Raw genomic sequence first — 18161 nt, 5'->3', positions numbered from 1 at the left:
ATCAATTAAATCTGCCGCGGCTTTCAAATAATCGCCAACTTTAGAAATACTAAAAATAAACTATTTAGTCATTAAGCTTTCGCTCGAAAGCTACGCCTAATAAAGCAAAGTAATTGATCATCGCTAGGAATATTTGCGCTTTGTGCTGCGCTGCTGGATACATCAATTGTGTCGCCATATCCTTGTTTAAGGTACCAGAGACCAAGTAATTATTTTGTAGTTCACTACAAGCTTCAATAGACGATTCAAATGCCCGCGCCATTAACTCTGTTGGTTTTGAAAAATAATAACAGCCTTGCTGTTTATCGAGTTTAATTGCATTAGTGACATATTCACTGGGCTTCTCACCATCATCTGACAACAATACTACTTTAAACAAGGCTGATAACTTGTCATTGAGTTTATGGGGCTTTAGTAACTCATCATTTAGCCACAAATCACTCGCACACTGATATTTCTTAAATGAAAACCGGGGCGATACATCAAAAGCTTTATCAACAATATAATGATCAAATGCATGCCAAAACTCATGGGCTAATGCCCCTGCTCCCGCATTTTTAGCTAAGGCAAGCTCATGAGTGACTGGAGAATAATGGGCTTGAACGCCTTTTTGGCCACCTCGACCGAATAGCAAATTAAGGGTTTTACGTAGGCCAATAAGCTCACTGGGAACCTGTAATATTTGGGATAAATCTGCCATTGAATCAAAGACTAAATTTGCAGCAAGTTCAGATTCTTCGTTGGTCACCCATTTACCCACACTAATATGATTGAGGCCAAAACACTGTTTGATATCAATAAAATTAGCTTGTTCACCAGAGCGGTAATCGGCTCCATTACGAAAGTAGCGGGCTGTTTTTAGCAAACATCACCTCATAAATTTAATTTACTGCGAAACAAAAAACTGCAATAAAAAATGCCTCTTCATGAGGCATTTAATTTTTTATCCCAAGAGTCAGCTTGGTAAAAAACTTACCACATTAAATCATCTGGAATAGCGTAATCAGCATATGGATCGTTTTCTTCACTGGCCTGTTCAACTTTGTTATCGGCAGTTTCTTGCCATAAATAACCACACCACTCAGGTACCAACAAGTTAACTCGTTCAGCTAGTTTATGAGGCACGATATAACTCTTATCTTCATAGCGAATGATACCTACAACGCCAGTTTGTAATTGGCCTTGTAGTTTATCATCCACATAAACAGATAAAATTTTGTTCTCAACAGTAAAGTTGAATTTTATTTCAGCACCAGCCGGTGCTTTAATCGCGAATTTAGTAAATTCAGTGATTAATCCACGTACTTGGCCTTTCTCTGATGCCTCAGCAAAACGCTTTTCATTTAACGCTTTGTCTTTCGCTGCTTGCTCAAGTTTCTGTTGCGCAATTTGTTGTTTAAGATCAGCACTACCATCGTCTATTTTTGCTTTTTTTTGCTTACGCTTTTGTGTTTTCACATCGCGCGCTTTTTGCTTACTGGCAAGTCCTGCTTTTAGCAGCTGCTCTTGTAATGCGTTTGCCATTTAAATCACCTATAAAAATTATTCAGTATTACTGAGGTAAATGTTTTGCTAATGCATCCATCGCAGCGCCAGCACCACCTAAAGACCAACCACCATCTACTGGCAAAATTGTGCCTGTGATGTATGTGGCCATGTCAGAGGCTAAAAATAACGCTGCGTTGGCAATATCTTGTTTTTGACCATTGCGCTTTAATGGCACACTGTCTGCTATCATTGATTTTAAAGCTTTGCTGGGCGCTAAGCGATCAAAACCTTCTGTATCTTCGATTGGGCCTGGCACAATCGAGTTCACCCTTATACCTTCAACGCCCCACTCCATTGCTAAAGTGCGAGTTAACATATCAACGCCGGCTTTAGCAGCGCATACGTGTACTTGTAGCGCCATTGGCACATAAGCCTGAGGCGCAGAGATTTGTATCACGCTGGCATTGCCTTTAGTCAACAAAGGATAAGCTTGCTTAATAACTTGAAAGCTACCTAGTAAATCAATATCCATCACTGATTTAAAACCATTAACGGAAAGATCTTTTGCCCTTGAAGGGAAATTACCCGCAGCGCCACTGATGAGTATATCAATAGTGTTATATTGCTGAGCAATGGTATTGAAACCAGATGCAACTGCGTCTGAATCTCTGACATCAAAGCTCACTCCAATATGCATTCCTTTGGGATTGGTTTGCTGCAGTAAAGCTAGGGCAGCATTGACTTTATCTATGCTACGACTGGCAACAGCCACATTGGCCCCCGCTTTAGCAAAAGCACACGCTATACCTAAATTGATACCACTGGTGCCACCTACAACAACGACATTCTTTCCTTGATAATTAAACATTTTATGCTCCTGCATGTGTGTTATTAATCAGTTTAAAGTTGCGCTGCTATAGGCTTATACTGCGAAACATTCACCATTAACGGCTATTTTAGCGAGTTAACGATTGCCTGTAACGACGCTAATGGATCGGCCGCTTTAGTAATGGGTCTGCCAATCACTAAATAATCAGAGCCAGCCGCAATGGCTTTTGGTGGCGTCATAACGCGGTGCTGATCACCAACATCAGCGCCAACAGGGCGAATGCCTGGAGTGACTAGATTAAAGCCTGCACCAAATGTTTGTTTTAGCATAGTTGCTTCTTGGGCTGAGCACACTACACCATCAAGACCTGCTTGATGAGTTAACGCCGCTAAGCGCTTAACATGTTCTGAAGCAGGCACAGTGATCCCTAATAGCGCTAAGTCTTCATCACTCATAGAAGTCAGCACTGTCACAGCAATTAATAATGGCGCATCTTTACCATAATGACCTAATGCAGTTTTAGCTGCTTGCATCATAGCTAACCCGCCACTTGCGTGGACATTGGTCATCCATACACCGAGATCGGCTGCAGCTGATACCGCTTTAGCCACAGTGTTAGGGATATCATGGAATTTTAAGTCGAGAAATAAATCAAAATCACGGTCATGAATATCTTTAACAAATTGTGGACCGAATAAAGTAAACATCTCTTTGCCTACTTTGAGACGACACATTGTAGGGTCAAGCTTATCGATTAAAGTAAGCGCCTCATTTTTATTGTCATAATCTAAGGCCACTACAATCGGTTTATCTGCCATGTTCACTCCAGTAATATAAAAAATCAGTTATTCGCCATCGAGCCCTTTTACGCGTTTTATACTGCCCCACTCTTTACATGATGGACAATGCCAGTAAAGGCTGTGTGCAGGGAATCCGCATGAACTACAACGATAACTAGGACGAAATTTAATTTGTTGTTCTACTAACTTTTCAAGCATTGAAAGACTTTGTTTCGCTTGGCCATCTTCAGCTTGCTTGATATGCAATTGCATTAAATGCTGGAAACCTTTCATTGTCGGATGTCGATACAAATGATCGAGCACCATTTTTTCGGCATTTTCACTAAAGCCTTGCTCAATTTTATGCTGGGCTAATGCAATGATCACTGAGGCACTAGCACCTTCTTGTAAGGCTTGCTGCAGCAAGCTTTGGTAACCTTCAAGATCGTTACTGTCGCGGTAAACTTGCTTAGCAATACCAATGGCATCAGCAAATAACTCTATATCGGCAAGTTTTAACTCGACTAAGCTTTTTTTACATAGGCTTACTTGGTTAGCATCAAGATATATCTTCGCCAGCGTTAACCAGGCACGACCGCATTTATCATCTAATTTAATGCCTTGTTGGAGATATTTGATTTTTTCAGCGTTTCCTGACTCTTCATCAGCGAGTTGACAATAAAAATGAGCGGTTACATGTTTTAAAACTTGCTGGCGTTTGCGACTTAGGCGTTTAGTAATATTGATGGCGTTTTGCCATTCTTTAGTTACTTGATAAATTGATATTAATGCAGTTTCAGCTTCTTCGCTGTGATCATCTTGGCTGACAAGATTAATAAAGATTTCTTCAGCTCTATCGTAAAAGCCGGCGGCTAAATAGTCTTTACCTAACTCCATCATGGCAATATCGCGTTGCTCTGTGGTCAGGCTTGGTCTAGCGATGAGGTTTTGATGTATTCTAATGGAGCGGTCTACTTCACCGCGCTTTCTAAATAATGAACCTAAAGATAAATGGGTATCAATGGTTTCATCATCAACATCTAGCATAGTAATGAACAAATCAACCGCTTTATCTGATTCATTAGACAACAAAAAATTAAGCCCTGTAAAATAATCACGGCTTAGTTTTTTACTTTGTTGTTTTTGATTCTGTCTTATACTTCTTCGACCCATATACCAGCCATAACCGGCAGCGATAGGTAATAACAGAAAGAGGATTTCAAGCATATTACGCTACAGTATCCTGTGACATTGGTTGAGATTGTTGTTCTAACAGTTGCTCTGTTAATTGGGCAATTTGCTTTTTGTTTTTTCTTAATTTGATTTTGAATTTTAAAATATAATAAGCGGCAAATAACCAACTTATGACAAAACCACTAAAAAAAACAACAGCGAGTACGACGGGTAAACGATACTGACCTTCTGCAATAAAATAGCTTACAGTGACAATTTGTTCATTCTTAGCACCAAAAAGTAAAGCAAGGACAAAGAATAAACCAACAATAACAATGGCAATAAATGATTTCACGTGAGTCTCCATTCAACGTCGCAATATAATTGATTATCCAAGATATTTGCTAAAGTAACCAGCTTTGCAGTGCAATAGATACAAAAAAGCCTCCAAAAGGAGGCTTTTTAATCAAGCGTTAATTAAACATTAACCGCATCGACACGTTCACGCAGTTCTTTGCCTGGCTTAAAGTGCGGTACATATTTGCCTTCCAAGTCAACTGAGGTTCCAGTTTTTGGATTACGACCAACACGTGGTGCACGATAATGAAGAGAAAAACTACCAAAGCCACGGATTTCAATACGATCCCCGCCTTCTAATGTTGTTGCCATTTGCTCCAACATTTCTTTAATAGCACTTTCCACTTCTTTAGCCGACAACTGCGACTGCCCAGTGGCAAGCTTTTCGATCAGTTCGGATTTAGTCATCCTTTACCCTCTATAATCAAGCCAAAACAGTCGCCTAATGGGGAGCGAACTCCCCAAACAACAGGCGATATATTACTTACGAGCTGCCTTGAACGCTTCAGCCATTGCATTACTAATAACAGCATCTTCTTGCTTGTTAATAGTTGCCATAGCTTCTTTCTCATCTGCTTCATCTTTCGCTTTGATAGATAAGCTGATAGAACGATTCTTGCGATCTACGCCCATGAACTTAGATTCAACTTTGTCACCTACAGCGAATACTGTAGATGCGTCTTCGATACGCTCGCGAGAGATATCTGCAACGCGAAGGTAACCTTCAACAGTTTCAGCTAGTTCAATTGTAACGCCTTTAGCGTCAACAGCAGTAACTACACCATTTACAATAGTACCTTTCTTCTTATCTGCCAAGTAGGCATTGAAAGGATCGTCTTCAGTTTGCTTAACGCCTAAGCTGATACGCTCGCGCTCAGGGTCAACTGAAAGTACTACTGCGTGGATTTCGTCGCCTTTCTTGTACTCAGCAACAGCGTCTTCGCCAGTTCCGTTCCAAGAAATGTCAGAAAGGTGAACAAGACCATCGATGCCACCGTCAAGACCAATGAAGATACCGAAGTCAGTGATAGACTTGATCTTACCAGAAACTTTATCGCCCTTGTTGAAACGAGTAGCGAAATCATCCCATGGATTAGTCTTACATTGCTTAAGACCTAGAGAAATACGACGACGTTCTTCATCGATGTCTAGAACTAGAACTTCAACTTCATCACCTAAGTTAACAACTTTAGATGGGTGGATGTTCTTGTTAGTCCAATCCATTTCAGAAACGTGAACAAGACCTTCAACGCCTTCTTCGATTTCAACGAAACAACCGTAGTCAGTTAGGTTAGTTACGCGACCAGTTAAGCGTGTGCTTTCTGGGTAGCGCTTGCTGATTTCTAACCATGGATCTTCGCCAAGTTGCTTAAGACCTAGTGATACGCGTGTACGCTCACGGTCATACTTAAGAACTTTAACGTTGATTTCATCACCAACATTAACGATTTCAGATGGGTGCTTAACGCGCTTCCAAGCCATATCGGTGATATGTAGAAGACCGTCAACGCCACCTAAGTCTACGAATGCACCGTAGTCAGTAAGGTTCTTAACGATACCTTTAACTGCTTGACCTTCTTGAAGGTTCTCAAGAAGAGCATCACGCTCTGCACTGCTTTCTGATTCGATAACAGCACGACGTGAAACAACAACGTTGTTACGCTTCTGGTCAAGTTTGATAACTTTGAATTCTAATTCTTTGTACTCTAGGTGAGCAGTATCGCGAACTGGGCGAACGTCTACTAGAGAACCTGGTAAGAAGGCACGGATACCGTTTAATTCAACAGTGAAACCACCTTTAACTTTACCATTGATGATACCGATTACAGTTTCAGCATCTTCATACGCTTTTTCTAGAACAATCCAAGCTTCGTGACGCTTAGCTTTTTCACGAGATAATTGAGTTTCACCGAAACCGTCTTCAACAGAGTCAAGTGCAACATCAACTTCATCGCCAACAGCGATTTCTAAAACACCTTGAGCGTTTTTGAATTCGTCAGCAGAGATAGGGCTTTCAGACTTAAGACCAGCGTCAACAAGTACAGTACCGTTTTCGATGCGTACTACTACGCCACGTACGATAGAACCAGGACGGAACTCAAGTTCATTTAGGGATTGTTCAAATAGATCAGCAAAAGATTCAGTCATTTTATGATTACTTTCTTTTATAAACCACCATCCATCCTAGATGTGGAGTCAATTAATTGATTTACATCATCCGTGATATAAATGTTGTTTGATAACTTCTCAGAATTAAGAAATTACCTTAAGTTTTTATTGATGTGTTCAAGCACAAGCTCAAGCACGTCATTAATACCTATGCCACTAGTATCAATAACTAGCGCGTCATCTGCAGGCACTAAAGGTGAGACAGAGCGATTAATATCGCGGTCATCACGCTCAATGATTTCAGATAAAAGGCGATCGATATTAACATCGAAGCCTTTGTCCTGCAACTGTTTATAGCGTCGCTGCGCCCTTTCCTCTGCGGATGCAGTCAGGAATATTTTTGCGGGTGCGTTAGGAAAAACCACTGTTCCCATGTCACGCCCATCGGCGACTAAACCCGGTTCAGCACAAAAAGCACGTTGTCGTCTCAGTAATGCTTCTCTTACGCGAGGTAAAGCGGCAATTTTAGATGCTGCGTTACCGCATTCTTGAGTACGAATACTGGTTGAAACGTCTTCACCTTCTAAAATGACTTTTACAAGGTCACTGCCCGCTAAGAACTGCACGTCTAAATGAGAAGCAAGTAAGGTGATCGCCTCTTCATTTTCTAATTCAACATTGTGATGAATGGCTGCAAGGGCTAAAACACGATAGATAGCGCCGCTATCTAGTAAGTGCCAATCAAGTCGCTCAGCAACAAGTTGGCATATGGTCCCTTTTCCTGCACCGCTTGGTCCGTCGATTGTGACTACTGGAGCACGTTCAGACATAAATTCCTCCGAAAAAAACAATCTTCCATGAAAGTAAAAAAGGTTCATCAAAATGAGCGGGCGGCATTGTACAACAATTTACAGCAAAATACTGGAGAAAATTTACGATATTCAATCAAGATAAAACGACGGCAGTATATTGACTGCCGTCATTTTTAAGTCTTAAACCAAGCGCTTTACTCAGCGATACGTGCAAACTCAGTAAAATAGGTTGGGAAAGTTTTAGAGGTGCAATCTGGATCATTAATGGTAATGCCGCAATCTGCAAAAGCCAGCATTGAAAAACACATCGCCATTCGGTGATCGTTGTAGGTATCAATTGCTGCTGTATTTAAAACAGCTGGTGGAGTAACGGCAATATAATCATGCCCTTCGTCAACGGTTGCGCCGACTTTACGTAACTCAGTGGCCATTGCTGCGAGGCGATCGGTTTCTTTAATGCGCCAGTTGTAAATGTTTGTGATACGTGTGGTGCCTTCGGCAAATAATGCCGCTGTTGCAATGGTCATTGCCGCATCTGGAATGTGATTCATGTCTAAATCAACCGCGGTTAATTTTGCTTGGCGCGCGATAATATAATCATCGCCCCACTCGATATCTGCGCCCATTTGTTCAAGTACATCCGCAAATTTAACATCGCCTTGAATACTGAGCTTACCGACACCGGTTACTTTTACTTCGCCGCCTTGAATTGCGCCCGCAGCAAGAAAATAAGAAGCTGATGATGCATCACCTTCGACTAACACTTTACCTGGGGAAACATACTTTTGACCTGTCGGTATTTCAAATCGGCAATAGTCATGATTGATCACTTCAACACCAAAACGCGCCATTAGCGCGATAGTGATATCAATATATGGTTTAGACACTAACTCACCTTTAATGGTGATATTGACCGTGTCTTTGGTTAATGGCGCAACCATGAGTAAGGCAGTAAGGAACTGACTGGATAAATCCCCTGCTATTTCAACATCACCGCCATTTAAGCCATTGGCATTAATCGTCAGCGGTGGAAAACCATCATTTTTAAGATAGCTCACTTCAGCGCCGAGTTGACGTAGTGCATCAACAAGATCGCCAATAGGACGCTCTTCCATACGTGGTTCGCCCGTTAAGGTAAACTCGCCACTGCCCAGTGTCAGTGCCGCGCATAAAGGCCGCATAGCCGTTCCAGCATTACCTAAAAATAAACTTTGCGCTTGTGCTGCCGTAATCGGCTTACCTAAGCCTTGTAGCTCACATACGGTATTATTTTCAGATAATTGGTAATCAACGCCTAATTGCTTTAATGATGCCAACATATAGCGAATATCATCTGAATCAAGCAGATTTGTTAGCGTGGTTTTGCCTTCGGCTAAGGTTGCTAATAACAGCGCTCTATTCGAAATACTCTTAGAGCCAGGAATATTAACAACGCCATTTACTTTTTGGATCGGATCAAGACGCAATTGTTTCATTACAAGTTCTTCTTAAATGTCTTCTTCCTGCTACGAAAGAATAAATGTGTAAGGGCTAAAGAGAAAATGACGTCTTTGTCAATTTATCTATACGAATTAGATTGTATAAACTCAATAAATTATTCTTGAATACAAATTTACTGATTGCGGCAAATGATTCAAGGGATAACTGAAATTAAATGACAGTTTTTCACTGAAGTTGAATTATTTGCGTAAAAAAAGCGCAACTAGGCCATTTTTATAGCCCAAATAACCAACTTCACTAAGCAAATAAATGACTTTTCGATAAAAGTGTAAACTTTGGACTCAGTAAAATCGTTATTTTAAGTAGTTTCTATAAATAGCCATTTCAATCAGTATTTAAACCACGTTATGCTAAACAAAACCCTACTTTTATTTTTAATACTATAAGGTCAATGGCCATGTTTAACGCGTTAACTGCAATGCCTGCAGATCCCATTCTTGGTTTACTTACTCAGTACCGTCAAGACACCCACCCACAGAAGATTGACCTAGGGGTTGGCGTTTATAAAGACCCTATCGGCAACACACCCATTCTTGATTGTGTAAAAACAGCAGAGCGACTGCGCACTGAATCTGAAACAACCAAGGTTTATATTGGCCCTACTGGTTCTCCACAGTTTAATACTTTGATGACTGAGCTTGCATTTGGCAACACTCACAGCGCCTTAATTGCAGACCGTATTAGAACTGTATCGACACCGGGTGGCACAGGCGCCCTGCGCGTTGCTGCTGAGTTCATAAAAAGCTGTAACCCTAATGCTGTGTTATGGGTAAGCGATCCAACCTGGGCTAACCATACCGGCTTATTTGAAGCTGCTGGCATTACAGTTAAGACCTACCCTTACTATGACTACGATTCTAAATCGCTGAAATTCGATGAAATGAAAGCCGCATTAAATAATATCGGTAGTGATGATGTAGTACTGCTGCATGCTTGTTGTCATAACCCTAGCGGTATGGATTTAACCAATGACCAGTGGGATGAAGTCATCAGCATTACCGCTAAGCAAGGTTTTACTCCACTAATTGATATGGCATACCAAGGATTTGGTGATGGCGTTGATGAAGATGCTTACGGCGTTCGTCAAATGGCAGCTCAAGTTGAAGAAATGATCTTATGTAGTTCATGTTCTAAAAACTTTGGTTTATACCGTGAACGTATTGGTGCTTGTAGCATTATGGCTAAAGATAGCACTAAGGCGAATATTGCTTTTTCTGTACTCTTGTATGTAGTGCGTTGTATTTACTCAATGCCGCCAGCTCATGGCGCTGCCCTTGTTGAAACCATTTTAGGTGACGCACAATTAAAGCAGCAATGGTTAGATGAGTTAACCGTTATGCGTAACCGCATTAATGGCAATCGCCAAATGCTGGTCAACAAATTGATCGAACAAGGGGTTAAACAAGATTTCAGCTTTATTGCTAACCAAAAAGGCATGTTCTCTTTCTTAGGGATTAATGCAGAGCAAGTTGAAACCCTTAAAAAAGAGCATAGTATTTATATGGTCGGCTCAAGCCGTATGAGTATTGCGGGTATTAGCGAAACAAATGTTGATTACCTAGCAAAATCAATTGCGACAATTCTTTAATTAGCTAGTTTTAAGCCAATAATTGGGTTTAAAAAAGCGAATAATGACAGCTCATTATTCGCTTTTTATTCTGAAGAGCTAAAACTCAACAATTTAACTTCGTATTGGTTTAGCTATGCTGCTTTGCAAAAGCTTCCATAAAGTCAACCAGCGCCTGCACACCCACTAACGGCATAGCATTGTAAATACTGGCACGCATGCCACCAACTACCCTATGACCTTTTAAGGCGACCAAGCCTGCTAGCTCAGCTTGGGCTAAAAACTCACTATCTAAGCTACTATCGCTTAATTGGAATGTTACATTCATCCGTGAACGGTTTTGCTTACAAACACCGTTGGTATAAAACGGGTTGTTATCAATACAGTCATACAGCATTTGCGCTTTTTGCTGATTCAAGGCTTCCATTGCAGCTACGCCGCCTACTGATGTTAACCAGTCAAACACTTCGGCAGCTAAGTACCAAGCGAACGTGGGTGGTGTATTAAACATCGAGTCATTGGCTTGTGCGATACGGTAATCCATAATCGATGACTGCGGCAAACTGGGTAGCTGCAACATATCATCTCTGACAATCACGATAGATAAGCCTGAAGGGCCGATATTTTTTTGAGCGCCGGCGTAGATTAAACCATACTTACTGACATCGATTTTTCGCGACATAATGGTTGAAGATAAATCAACGACAACGGGCCAAGGACACTCAATTTCATCAAAAATTTCGATGCCATCAACGGTTTCATTGGCGCAAAAGTGCAAATAACGATAATCGTCACTATGCGCGCTAAAGTCAGGCAGCACTACCTGATTTAAACCATCGATATTTTCAATGATATTGACTTGATCAATGTTGTTTTCACCAACCAGTTTTGTCGCTTCTTTTACCGCGGCCGTTGACCATTGGCCATTAACTAAATACAAGGCTTTACCGTTGTCACCTAAGAAGTTATTAACAACATTGGTAAATTGACCTCGTCCACCGCCATGCATAAACAAAACGTGATAGTTTTGTGGAATATCCATCAAGGTACGTAGGGTTTTCTCGGCATGTTGGGTTAACGCCATAAACTCTTTACTACGATGACTAATTTCCATCACGGACACACCCAATCCATTCCAGTTAATTAATTCTTGCTGCGCTTTTTGCATCACAGCTTGAGGTAACATGGCAGGTCCAGCACAGAAATTATAGATAGCGCTCACAGCATTGTCCTTATATCGTTTTTAGTTAACACATTCATAATGTATCGAATTCTCAGCAGTATATCGCAACTGTTTGGCAGCTAAAATGAAAATTAATCATCAATGCTAACTCTGTCGAGCTTTATTGCTAGTTAATGGCAATAAACAACAACTCACTTTTAAAAATTTAGCGCTATTTATCACTAGTAAAGTGAGAAAAATTACACAACAATAGTCATACTAAAGCATTAGGTTAAAGTCTCTTTGAAGACTGGCCTTGTGTCAGTGTTAAATGGAATAATAAATACCGTAATGCGGTCATGGATTTTTACATGTTTTCAAAATCGGCCTTTATCGTAGGCACACTTTCTTTAGCAATAAGCACAGTCCTTGTCAGTCAGCCAACACATGCTTCAGCTTATAACGGCGTATCTGATAAATTTAAACAGCAATTTCATCAACAACTTAAAAAGAACAAAGTCCCGGGCGGTGCGTTTGTTATTGTCGAAGGCGACAAGATACTAAAGCTCAGTTATTACGGTAAGCGCAGCAAAGGGAGCCCTTTAAATGTAAATGCCAATACGGTGTTTAGACTGGCGTCTGTTTCTAAAACCTTTGCCGGTTCGCTGGCCAGTATGTTGGTTCAAGAAAATAAACTTGACTGGCAACAACCGATAAATGCTTATCTTCCAAATTTTGTATTAGCTGATCCAAAAGCCAGTCAACAAATTAACCTAGGCCATGTTATCGGTCAAAGCACAGGTTTAATGCCAAATAGCTACGATAACTTAGTCAATGCCAATGTCAGCAAGGATAAAATTCTTAATAAGTTTTCCGAGATAACCCCAATGTGCCGGCCGGGTGTTTGCTATAGCTACCAGAATGTGGCGTTTTCATTTATCGAATCTGCCATTGAGCAAAAAACAGGCCTCAGCTACGAAAACCATCTTGAAAAACGTATCTTTAAGCCACTAGAGATGAATACCGCCTCAACGGGCTATAGCGCATTCATGGCTGAAAAAAATCGCGCAGAGCCACACATTAAAACTAAATCAGGCTTTAAAAAAGTATCAGTAAAACCAAACTACTATGAACTGGCTCCAGCGGCTGGCGTTAATGCGAGCATTACTGATATGTCCAAGTGGTTAATAGCCAACTTAGGCGAGAAACCTGCTGTACTTTCAAGCGCTGTGATTAATGATGTAACCACGCCCGGCGTTAAAACAACCAAAGAGCTTCGCCGCCGAGATTGGCGTACTTACCTTGATAATGCTTATTACGGCAAAGGATGGCGGGTATATGAGTTTGAAGGCCGGCCATTAATTTATCACGCTGGTTGGGTAGCGGGTTATGTGGCAGAAATTTCTTACTCACCAGAGTTAAACATCGGCATGGTGATGCTACTAAATGGCGAATCTAGAGTAATTGCAAAACTCAGCTCTGAGTTTTGGCATGATGTGTTTAAACAGTAAAATTAACTTGAATTGTCATTTTCATCTATAAATGATAGGCAATAAAAAAGGATGCCAATTGGCATCCTTTTTTGTCACTAGACTAACTTATTCGTCATCTTGTGCCGGTGTATCTGTTGCAGGTGTTTCAGCATCAGTAGTACTTGCCACTACTTCGCCTTCTACCGCTTGGCCTTCTGCCTCAGCATCAAGTTCAGATTCATCCATTTGAATTTCTTCGATACGCTGCAGGCCAACGACTTTCTCGTCTTCTGCGGTACGAATAATCGTTACGCCTTGGGTGTTACGACCAATCAACGACACACCAGCAGATGGTGTACGAACCAAGGTGCCTTTATCACTAATTAGCATAATTTCATCAGTTTCAGTAACTTGAACTGCGCCTACTACAGCACCATTACGTTCACTTACTTTGATTGAAACCACACCTTTAGTACCACGGCTCTTAGCTGGATATTCAGCTAAATCTGTACGTTTACCATAACCGTTTTCAGTTACAGTTAGAATATCACCTTCTTCTTTCGGAATGATCATCGAAACAACTTTCTGACCATCTTCAAGTTTGATACCACGAACACCTGTTGCTGTACGGCCCATTGGACGAATCGCAATCATGTCTTCACCCGTTTCAGGATCTTTCTTCACTTCACCGGTTTCTGAATCACGTACTTTTTCGTTAAAGCGAACCACTTTACCTTCGTTAGAGAACAACATGATGTCATTGCTACCGTCAGTAATATCAACACCAATTAGTTGATCGTCGTCTTTAAGGTTAACGGCAATAATACCGTTCGCACGTGGGTTACTGTAAGCCGTTAATGCAGTTTTCTTCACTGTGCCGTGAGCGGTAGCCATAACAATATATTTGTCATCAGCATATTCACGAACAGGTAGGATTGCAGTAATACGCTCACCGTCTGACAATGGTAATAAGTTAATGATTGGACGACCACGGGCGGTACGGCTTGCCAGTGGTAGTTGATAAACTTTCAACCAATACATTTTACCAAAATCAGAGAAACATAAAATCGTATCATGGGTATTGGCAACTAATAGTTTTTCGACGAAATCTTCATCTTTTACTTTAGTTGCAGCTTTGCCTTTACCACCGCGGCGCTGAGCTTGATAGTCAGTTAACGGTTGGTACTTGGCGTAACCCATATGAGAGAGTGTTACCACTACATCTTCTTCATTGATTAAGTCTTCTAGACTCATATCAACTTCGTTTTGGTTAATAACAGTACGACGTGGATCGCCATATTGCTCAAGCATTTCTTCTAATTCTTCTTTAATCACTTCCATCAAGCGCTCAGGACTACGAAGAATGAATAATAAGCTTGCAATGAACTCAAGTAACTCTTCGTATTCTGAAAGAATTTTCTCGTGTTCTAAACCTGTTAGGCGATGTAAACGTAGCTCAAGAATAGCTTGTGCTTGTTGCTCAGTCAGGAAGTACTTTCCTTCACGGATACCATACTCTGGCTCTAACCATTCAGGTCGAGCAGCATCATCACCGGCTTTTTCAAGCATGCCTTGAACATTACCAAGATCCCAACCTTGTGCCACTAATTTTACTTTCGCTTCCGCTGGGGTTGGCGATTCTTTAATTAGCGCAATGATTGGATCGATGTTAGCTAATGCAATTGCCAATGCTTCAAGGATATGAGCACGTTCACGGGCTTTACGTAATTCAAATACAGTACGGCGCGTTACCACTTCACGACGGTGAAGAATGAAGCACTCTAGCATTTCTTTCAGGTTAAACAGTTTAGGTTGACCATTAGTCAAAGCCACCATGTTAATACCAAAAGAACATTGCATTTGGGTTTGTGCATATAAGTTGTTTAATACAACTTCACCGACTTCGCCACGTTTGATCTCAATAACGATACGCATACCGTCTTTATCAGATTCGTCACGTAAACCTGTAATACCTTCAATCTTTTTATCTTTAACAAGCTCAGCAATCTTTTCGATTAAGCGTGCTTTGTTAACCTGATATGGGATTTCAGTAACAATAATACGCTCACGGCCATTATTGTCTTCAATTTCAGCTTTTGAGCGCATAATCGCACGGCCACGACCGGTCTTATACGCGTCAATGATCCCTTTACGACCATTAATGCTGGCTGCTGTCGGGAAATCAGGTCCTGGAATGTAATCCATTAATTGCTCAATAGATAACTCAGGTTCTTCAATTAATGCTAAACAGCCTTTAATCACTTCTGAAATGTTATGTGGCGGGATATTTGTTGCCATACCAACCGCAATACCAGACGAACCATTAATTAATAATGTTGGTACACGAGTAGGTAAAACCGCTGGGATAAATTCAGTACCATCATAGTTAGGTACAAAATCTACGGTTTCTTTTTCTAAATCAGCTAATAAAGAATGTGCCAACTTACGCATACGAATTTCGGTATAACGCATCGCCGCTGCTGAATCGCCATCAACAGAACCAAAGTTACCTTGGCCGTCAACGAGCGTGTAACGCATTGAGAATGGTTGTGCCATACGAACAATCGTATCGTACACAGCCGTGTCACCATGTGGGTGATATTTACCAATTACGTCACCAACAACACGAGCTGATTTTTTATAAGGCTTATTGAAGTCGTTTTTCAACTCGTTCATGGCAAATAACACACGACGGTGAACAGGTTTTAACCCGTCACGAACGTCAGGTAATGCACGACCTACGATTACACTCATTGCATAATCTAAATAAGAATTCTTTAGTTCGTCTTCGATGTTAATTGGCGAAATTGATGATGCCAGATCAGTCATAAACTGCTCGTTCCCCTAAAATTAGCGCACAATAATTATTCCATTTTATTGTGTAGCTCAAAAACGTGATTTGGCATTCTAACACAGATATTTAAAGAGGCTAGACCCTAGAACAAGGAAATATTAATGCGAGGATAAAAGCTGTCAAAAAATCTTTAAATTCAACTATCTCTATTACAATAATTGCGTATTTCATTTCGATAAATTGCCACATAAAAAACTGATGTCGTTTTTATGGGCAAACATTGCTGGATATTCCATCAACCAAAGTAAAATCTTGCTTCATCTCACTATGTTTATTCAATCCAATGGTTATAATACCTGCAATATATACTAATAATTAATGGGTTCTCGACATGTCTAACCAAGAACAAACCACGCCGCAAAATGTAGATCATCAAGAAATAGAAAAATTTGCCCAAATGGCCCAGTCTTGGTGGGATCCTAATGGCAGTTTCAAACCTTTGCATCAACTGAACCCATTGCGTCTTAATTATATCGATCAAACCAGTGGTGGTATTTTTGGTAAGCAAGTATTAGATATCGGTTGTGGTGGTGGTATTTTGTCTGAAAGCATGGCAAAAATTGGCGCTAATGTAACAGGTCTAGACATGGGTGAAGCGCAAATTGAAGTGGCTAAACTGCATGCATTAGAAACTGGCATCGATATCCAATATCAAACCATGACCGCTGAAGAACATGCACAGCAACATCAAGGCTATTATGATGTGGTCACCTGCATGGAGATGTTAGAGCACGTCCCTGACCCATTATCAGTGATTAAAGCATGCTGCGATATGGTTAAACCTAACGGTTATGTTTTCTTTTCAACCATTAACCGTAACCTGATGTCATATATTCAAGCAATCGTTGGCGCTGAATATGTTTTAAAGTTGCTGCCAGTTGGCACCCATGACCACAGTAAGTTCATTAAACCGTCTGAGTTAATCAATTTGGTTGACCAAACAGAGCTTCATTGCCGTGATGCACTTGGAATAAGCTTTAATCCTTTAACGGGTGTATATAAGTACACCAATAAAGTTGACGTTAATTATATGATAGCCACCCAAAAGGCTGATTAGTACTACAGCGTCACCTGTAATAACCAGCCATAAATAGTAGAACAACTTTAAAGTAGTAATGCTGCAGTTAACCAGCGACATTACTGCTTTAATCCTTCACTTAATTCATAAACGTATTAAGTAACAGCTAATAACTTCAGCCCCCTTAGGATAACTATGAACAAGATTAAAGGTGTACTCTTTGATTTAGACGGCACATTAGCTGATACAGCCCCAGATCTGGTTCATGCATTAAATTTAAGTTTGCAAGAGCGCGGTATCGCTAGTAAAAGTATTGATAACTTACTCTACGCTGCCTCCCATGGTAGTTTAGCGCTTGTAAAAGCCGGTATACCAGAGCATTCCCATGAGTTACAAATCGAAGTTCAGCAAGCGTTGTTAGTGCATTACCAACGGGTCAATGGTGAAAAAGCATCATTATTTAGCGGTTTTGATGATTTTCTGTTGTTATTAGAGCAACGTGAAATCCCCTATGGCGTCGTTACCAATAAACAAGCCCGTTTTACTCGGCCATTGGTTAAAGCCTTAAACATCGAGCACAAACTCACTGCGATTATCAGTGGTGACTCCACCCTGCACTCCAAACCCCATACCGCGCCAATGTTACTTGCTGCCCAGCAAATTAATTGCCTGCCAAAGGACATCCTGTATATAGGTGATGCTGAAAGGGATTTAATTGCTGCCCGTAATGCTGGGATGAAAGGTGCTATTGCATTATGGGGATATTTGTCAGAGCAAGACAAACCCAATGAATGGCCGAGTGATTTTCAGTTCAGCAAGGTTGACGATTTACATCAGGCTTTCCTTAACAAATGTTAAATATAAATAGCAAATAATTTTGTTAACAAAACAATCGATCGCCGAATATTGTAGCGATCGAGCTCACGTTTTTTTTCGGCTAATTATTAACCTTTGCAATTTAGTTATCATATATTTTGACCTAGCAGGTTAGCTTTCACTAACATTGGCCTCTATACAGAAGATATCCACAACTTATTCACT

Annotated in this window: 16 protein-coding genes; 4 read left to right on the top strand and 12 right to left on the bottom strand. The window is 40.7% G+C overall.

What is annotated here, in order from left to right:
- Nucleotides 1-64: 64 nt before the first annotated feature.
- The 10 genes from BM739_RS01385 to aroA all read right to left on the bottom strand — a co-directional run bounded on the left by BM739_RS01385 (nt 65) and on the right by aroA (nt 9022).
- On the bottom strand, nt 65-865 hold the full coding sequence (locus BM739_RS01385) for a CLCA_X family protein (protein WP_076536510.1): 801 nt from the start codon (nt 863-865) through the stop codon (nt 65-67).
- A 107-nt stretch (nt 866-972) separates the two neighbouring features.
- Nucleotides 973-1524: a DUF2058 domain-containing protein gene (locus BM739_RS01380; RefSeq protein ID WP_076536508.1), complete on the bottom strand. Its 552-nt coding sequence runs from the start codon at nt 1522-1524 to the stop codon at nt 973-975.
- A 28-nt stretch (nt 1525-1552) separates the two neighbouring features.
- A complete protein-coding gene (locus BM739_RS01375) occupies nt 1553-2356 on the bottom strand; it encodes an SDR family oxidoreductase (protein WP_139326789.1) in 804 nt (267 codons plus the stop codon).
- A gap of 83 nt (nt 2357-2439) precedes the next feature.
- Complete coding sequence (gene pyrF, locus BM739_RS01370; protein ID WP_076536505.1) at nt 2440-3135, bottom strand: orotidine-5'-phosphate decarboxylase; 696 nt, start codon at nt 3133-3135, stop codon at nt 2440-2442.
- Between the two features lie 27 nt (nt 3136-3162).
- Entirely contained in the window at nt 3163-4323 is a 1161-nt protein-coding gene (lapB, locus tag BM739_RS01365) for a lipopolysaccharide assembly protein LapB (RefSeq protein WP_076536504.1), read from the bottom strand.
- A 1-nt stretch (nt 4324) separates the two neighbouring features.
- Nucleotides 4325-4624, bottom strand: coding sequence for a LapA family protein (locus BM739_RS01360; RefSeq protein ID WP_076536502.1), 300 nt, complete (start codon nt 4622-4624; stop codon nt 4325-4327).
- A gap of 122 nt (nt 4625-4746) precedes the next feature.
- The gene (gene ihfB / locus BM739_RS01355; protein WP_076536501.1) at nt 4747-5034 is read right to left on the bottom strand and encodes an integration host factor subunit beta; all 288 of its coding nucleotides are present in this window, start codon (nt 5032-5034) and stop codon (nt 4747-4749) included.
- 72 nt (nt 5035-5106) lie between these two features.
- A complete protein-coding gene (gene rpsA, locus BM739_RS01350) occupies nt 5107-6795 on the bottom strand; it encodes a 30S ribosomal protein S1 (protein ID WP_303046083.1) in 1689 nt (562 codons plus the stop codon).
- A 92-nt stretch (nt 6796-6887) separates the two neighbouring features.
- The gene (gene cmk / locus BM739_RS01345) at nt 6888-7565 is read right to left on the bottom strand and encodes a (d)CMP kinase (RefSeq protein WP_076536498.1); all 678 of its coding nucleotides are present in this window, start codon (nt 7563-7565) and stop codon (nt 6888-6890) included.
- Between the two features lie 176 nt (nt 7566-7741).
- Nucleotides 7742-9022: a 3-phosphoshikimate 1-carboxyvinyltransferase gene (aroA, locus tag BM739_RS01340; protein WP_076536496.1), complete on the bottom strand. Its 1281-nt coding sequence runs from the start codon at nt 9020-9022 to the stop codon at nt 7742-7744.
- Nucleotides 9023-9444: 422 nt separating this feature from the next.
- On the opposite strand from aroA, the gene BM739_RS01335 reads away from it, so the two are divergent.
- Nucleotides 9445-10635, top strand: coding sequence for an amino acid aminotransferase (locus tag BM739_RS01335; RefSeq protein WP_076536495.1), 1191 nt, complete (start codon nt 9445-9447; stop codon nt 10633-10635).
- A gap of 109 nt (nt 10636-10744) precedes the next feature.
- On the opposite strand, the gene serC is transcribed toward BM739_RS01335, so the two are convergent.
- Nucleotides 10745-11836: a 3-phosphoserine/phosphohydroxythreonine transaminase gene (gene serC / locus BM739_RS01330; RefSeq protein ID WP_076536493.1), complete on the bottom strand. Its 1092-nt coding sequence runs from the start codon at nt 11834-11836 to the stop codon at nt 10745-10747.
- A gap of 311 nt (nt 11837-12147) precedes the next feature.
- On the opposite strand from serC, the gene BM739_RS01325 reads away from it, so the two are divergent.
- Nucleotides 12148-13287 (top strand): serine hydrolase, encoded by a 1140-nt coding sequence (locus tag BM739_RS01325; protein WP_076536491.1) that lies wholly within the window; start codon nt 12148-12150, stop codon nt 13285-13287.
- Nucleotides 13288-13374: 87 nt separating this feature from the next.
- Here BM739_RS01325 and gyrA read toward each other — a convergent pair whose 3' ends face one another.
- Nucleotides 13375-16077 (bottom strand): DNA gyrase subunit A, encoded by a 2703-nt coding sequence (gene gyrA, locus BM739_RS01320; protein ID WP_076536490.1) that lies wholly within the window; start codon nt 16075-16077, stop codon nt 13375-13377.
- A gap of 356 nt (nt 16078-16433) precedes the next feature.
- Here gyrA and ubiG point away from each other — a divergent pair, with 356 nt between their 5' ends.
- Nucleotides 16434-17159, top strand: coding sequence for a bifunctional 2-polyprenyl-6-hydroxyphenol methylase/3-demethylubiquinol 3-O-methyltransferase UbiG (gene ubiG / locus BM739_RS01315; protein ID WP_076536488.1), 726 nt, complete (start codon nt 16434-16436; stop codon nt 17157-17159).
- 150 nt (nt 17160-17309) lie between these two features.
- Nucleotides 17310-17978, top strand: coding sequence for an HAD family hydrolase (locus BM739_RS01310; RefSeq protein ID WP_076536487.1), 669 nt, complete (start codon nt 17310-17312; stop codon nt 17976-17978).
- The last annotated feature ends 183 nt before the right edge of the window (nt 17979-18161 follow it).

This window comes from Shewanella sp. UCD-KL21, from assembly GCF_001957135.1.
Classification (GTDB): Bacteria; Pseudomonadota; Gammaproteobacteria; order Enterobacterales; family Shewanellaceae; genus Shewanella.
This window is presented reverse-complemented; position numbering and strand designations above follow the sequence as displayed.

Coding starts and splice junctions, on each gene's coding strand:
- BM739_RS01380 (WP_076536508.1), bottom strand. CDS start 1,524: ATGGCAAACGCATTACAAGAGCAGCTGCTAAAAGCAGGACTTGCCAGT.
- BM739_RS01375 (WP_139326789.1), bottom strand. CDS start 2,356: ATGTTTAATTATCAAGGAAAGAATGTCGTTGTTGTAGGTGGCACCAGT.
- pyrF (WP_076536505.1), bottom strand. CDS start 3,135: ATGGCAGATAAACCGATTGTAGTGGCCTTAGATTATGACAATAAAAAT.
- lapB (WP_076536504.1), bottom strand. CDS start 4,323: ATGCTTGAAATCCTCTTTCTGTTATTACCTATCGCTGCCGGTTATGGC.
- ihfB (WP_076536501.1), bottom strand. CDS start 5,034: ATGACTAAATCCGAACTGATCGAAAAGCTTGCCACTGGGCAGTCGCAG.
- cmk (WP_076536498.1), bottom strand. CDS start 7,565: ATGTCTGAACGTGCTCCAGTAGTCACAATCGACGGACCAAGCGGTGCA.
- aroA (WP_076536496.1), bottom strand. CDS start 9,022: ATGAAACAATTGCGTCTTGATCCGATCCAAAAAGTAAATGGCGTTGTT.
- BM739_RS01335 (WP_076536495.1), top strand. CDS start 9,445: ATGTTTAACGCGTTAACTGCAATGCCTGCAGATCCCATTCTTGGTTTA.
- BM739_RS01325 (WP_076536491.1), top strand. CDS start 12,148: ATGTTTTCAAAATCGGCCTTTATCGTAGGCACACTTTCTTTAGCAATA.
- gyrA (WP_076536490.1), bottom strand. CDS start 16,077: ATGACTGATCTGGCATCATCAATTTCGCCAATTAACATCGAAGACGAA.
- ubiG (WP_076536488.1), top strand. CDS start 16,434: ATGTCTAACCAAGAACAAACCACGCCGCAAAATGTAGATCATCAAGAA.